General features: G+C 66.3%; 2 protein-coding genes. One reads left to right on the top strand and one right to left on the bottom strand.

The window, feature by feature from the left end; translation table 11 throughout:
• A partial coding sequence (dnaK, locus tag GX015_RS00695) for a molecular chaperone DnaK (RefSeq protein WP_291342032.1) occupies nt 1–1,298 on the bottom strand: 1,298 nt, incomplete at its 3' end.
• A 614-nt stretch (nt 1,299–1,912) separates the two neighbouring features.
• Between dnaK and GX015_RS00700 the strand changes: the two genes are divergently transcribed.
• Nucleotides 1,913–4,316, top strand: a 2,404-nt coding sequence (locus GX015_RS00700) for a (Fe-S)-binding protein (RefSeq protein WP_291342034.1), incomplete at its 3' end; no start/stop codon positions are given.

Raw genomic sequence — 4,316 nt, forward strand, 5'->3', positions numbered from 1 at the left:
AGCTCGAAGGAGCCGAGCAGCTTGTTGGCCGCGGCCATCTCGCGCTCGCCCTGGAAGACCTGGATCTGCACGGAGGGCTGGTTGTCCTCGGCGGTGGTGAAGGTCTCCGAGCGCTTGGTCGGGATGGTGGTGTTGCGCTCGATGAGCTTGGTCATCACGCCGCCCTTGGTCTCGATGCCGAGGGACAGCGGGGTGACGTCGAGGAGCAGCACGTCCTTGACCTCGCCGCGCAGGACGCCGGCCTGCAGGGCGGCGCCGACGGCGACGACCTCGTCCGGGTTGACGCCCTTGTTCGGCTCGCGACCGCCGGTCATCTCCTTGACCAGGTCGGACACGGCCGGCATGCGGGTGGAGCCGCCGACGAGCACGACGTGGTCGATGTCGGCCACCGGGATGTCGGAGTCGGCCAGCACCTGCTGGAACGGCTTGCGGGTGCGGTCGAGCAGATCCTGCGTGATCTTCTGGAACTCGGTGCGCGACAGGGTCTCGTCGAGGAACAGCGGGTTCTTCTCGGCGTCGACGGTGATGTACGGCAGGTTGATGGTGGCCTGCTGCGACGACGACAGCTCGATCTTCGCCTTCTCGGCGGCCTCGCGCAGACGCTGCAGGGCCATCTTGTCCTTGGTCAGGTCGATGCCCTGGGACGCCTTGAACTTCTCCACGAGCCAGTCGACGATGCGCTGGTCCCAGTCGTCGCCGCCGAGCTTGTTGTCGCCGGCGGTGGCGCGGACCTCGACGACGCCGTCGCCGATCTCCAGCAGGGAGACGTCGAAGGTGCCGCCGCCCAGGTCGAAGACCAGGATGGTCTGGTCCTTGTCGTTCTTCTCCAGGCCGTAGGCCAGGGCGGCCGCGGTCGGCTCGTTGACGATGCGCAGGACGTTGAGGCCCGCGATCTGGCCGGCCTCCTTGGTGGCCTGGCGCTCGGAGTCGGAGAAGTAGGCCGGCACGGTGATGACGGCGTCGGTGACGTCCTCGCCCAGGTAGGACTCGGCGTCGCGCTTCAGCTTCATCAGGGTGCGCGCGGAGATTTCCTGCGCGGTGTACTTCTTGTCGTCGATGTCGACGCTCCAGTCGGTGCCCATGTGGCGCTTGACGGAGCGGATGGTGCGGTCGACGTTGGTGACCGCCTGGTTCTTGGCCGACTGGCCGACGAGCACTTCACCGTTCTTGGCGAAGGCGACGACCGACGGGGTGGTGCGCGAACCCTCGGAGTTCGCGATGACGACGGCTTCGCCGCCCTCGAGCACGGACACGACGGAGTTCGTGGTGCCCAGGTCAATACCGACTGCACGTCCCATTGTGGATGTCCTCCTGTTTGTTGCGCCGCCTCGGGGCGGCTCACGTTTCTTTGCCCGGTGTGAGCGTCTGCCGCTCAAGTCTGCCGAACGACTTCCGTGCCGTCAAGCGTTCTTGAGTGCCATCCACTCAACCTTTCACAGGGGACAACGGGCGCCGTCCCAAAGTTGTTCCCGATCGACTCAACTTTGCGATGTGATGCCGGACACACGGCAGAATCCCCGGACAGGCCAGGGTCGCCGGGCGGGCCGGGGCCACCGGGAGGGCCGGGGCCACTGAACGGGCCAGAGCCGTCGAACCGCCCGAGCGACCGCTCGGGCCGCCCATGCCCGCGTCCGACCGTCGGCAAGCACCCGCGAAAGGATGGGGGTAAATGGCCAACACCCGCGAAACCCCAGCTATACCGAGCTTTCCGACGGAGAGTTAACCCCGATTCGCACTTCGATGTTCAAAGCTTCCTGAGCGCGTGATATACCTCACATGAGAAGTAAACTCACTCGCGTACGTGAGATCCTGGTTAGGTATCCGCGCATAACCACGCGAGCGCACGACAACTCACCCTATTGTCGTATTCACTTACATAGCCACTGTTCACGCCGACAACGATAGGAACGTCATGAGCGTGCTCCACTTGGCCGCCGACACGGCGGCCGACACCTCCAACGGGTTCACCCTGACGGTGGGTTGGATCGGTCTCCTGCTGTCCATTCCCTGCTGGTTCATCTTCATCAAGGGCTTCGCCCACATGGTCCGCACGATCATGGCCGGCCAGAAGACCTACGGCCACACCGGCGAATGGGGCGCCCGCGTCTGGACCACTATCAAGGAGGTCGTCGGCCACACCAAGATGGCCAAGAAGCCCGGCGTCGCCGTCGCCCACTGGTTCGTCATGGTCGGCTTCCTGCTCGGCTCCCTGGTTTGGTTCGAGGCCTACATCCAGACCTTCTGGCCCGCCGGCGGCTGGCCCATCCTGAAGGATCTGACCGCCTGGCACTTCATCGACGAAATCCTCGGCGTCGGCACCACCCTGGGCATCCTGGCGCTCATCATCGTCCGCCAGACCAACGCCGGAAAGAAGCGTCTCAGCCGCTTCTACGGCTCCAACGCCAAGGCCGCCTACTTCGTCGAGGCCGTCGTCCTCCTCGAGGGCCTCGGCATGATCCTGGTCAAGGCGTCCAAGCTCGCCACCTACGGCGACCCGCACCACGAGAACGTGTGGAACTGGGCCAACTTCGTCTCCGGCGGCATCGCCGGCATCCTGCCCCAGTCCGCCGAGTTCGTGTCCATCATGGCGTTCATCAAGCTGATGACCGGCATGATCTGGCTCTTCGTCGTCGGCCGCTACCTCACCTGGGGCGTCGCCTGGCACCGCTTCCTCGCCTTCGCGAACATCCTGCTCAAGCGCGACGCCGACGGCACCAACGCCCTCGGCGAGGTCAAGCCCATGACCTCCCGCGGCGAGATCGTGAACCTGGAGGAGGCCGACCCCGAGGTCGACTCCATGGGTACCGGCGTCGTCGCCGACCACTCCTGGAAGGCCCTCCTGGACTTCAGCTCCTGCACCGAGTGCGGCCGCTGCCAGGAGCAGTGCCCGGCATGGCACACCTCCAAGCCGCTGTCCCCGAAGCTGCTGGTCAACCAGCTCCGCGACCACGCCTACGCCTCCGCCCCCTACCTGCTCGCCGGTGACGGCAACCCGGGCATGTCCGGCGTCGAGGAAGGCGCCCCGGGCGCCGAGCTGCTGGGCTTCCCGCTCGTCGGCGAGGGTGACGCCGGCGTCATCGACCCGGACGTCCTGTGGTCCTGCACCAACTGCGGCGCCTGCGTCGAGCAGTGCCCGGTCGACATCGAGCACATCGACCACATCGTCGACATGCGCCGTTACCAGGTGCTCGTCGAGTCCGACTTCCCGACCGAGCTGGCCGGCCTGTTCAAGAACCTGGAAACCAAGGGCAACCCCTGGGGCCAGAACGCCTCCACCCGCTCCGAGTGGATCGACGAGGTCCGCAAGGACGGCGTCGTCGTGCCGGTCTTCGGTGAGGACGTCGAGAACTTCGACGACACCGAGTACCTCTTCTGGGTCGGTTGCGCCGGCGCGTACGACGACAACGCCAAGAAGACCACCAAGGCCGTCGCGGAGATGCTCTACACCGCCGGCGTGAAGTTCACAGTCCTGTCCCAGGCCGAGGGCTGCACCGGCGACTCCGCCCGCCGCGCGGGCAACGAGTTCCTCTTCCAGATGCTGGCCGAGCAGAACATCGAGCAGCTGGGCGAGGTCTTCGAGGGCGTCCCGCCGAAGCAGCGCAAGATCGTCGTGACCTGTGCGCACTGCTTCAACACCTTCAAGAACGAGTACCCGGAGCTCGGCGGCAACTACTCCGTCATGCACCACACCCAGCTGCTGAACCAGCTGGTCCGCGAGAACCGCCTGCAGCCGGTCGCGTCCGGCCAGGGCCGCCAGGTCACCTACCACGACCCCTGCTTCCTGGGCCGCCACAACAAGGTCTTCGAGGCTCCCCGTGAGCTGATCGGCGCCTCCGGCGCGAACCTCGTGGAGATGCCGCGCAACCAGAACACCGGTTTCTGCTGTGGCGCCGGCGGTGCCCGCATGTGGATGGAAGAGACCATCGGCGAGCGCATCAACGTCAACCGCACCGAGGAGGCGCTGGGCACCGGCGCTTCCGCCATCGCCATCGGCTGCCCGTTCTGTAAGACGATGATGTCCGACGGCGTGAACAACCTCGCCGCCGACGACGAGAACAAGCCCGAGGTCCTGGACATCGCCCAGATGATCCGCGACTCCGTGCTTGTCGACGGTGCCCTGCCGCAGGCCCGTGAGCCGGAGTGGATGACCCAGCCGGAGCGCGGTTGGGTCGACACCGAGGCCATCGAGGCCGAGGAGCGTGCCCGCGCCGAGGAGGAGGCCGCGAAGCAGAAGGCCGCCGAGGAAGCCGAGGCCAAGAAGAAGGCCGACGCGGAGAAGAAGGCCGCTGCTGGTGGCGCTGCCGCCGCCGGTGCCG

Origin of the sequence: Corynebacterium sp. (genome assembly GCF_012837295.1) — a bacterium.
Taxonomy (GTDB): Bacteria; Actinomycetota; Actinomycetes; order Mycobacteriales; family Mycobacteriaceae; genus Corynebacterium.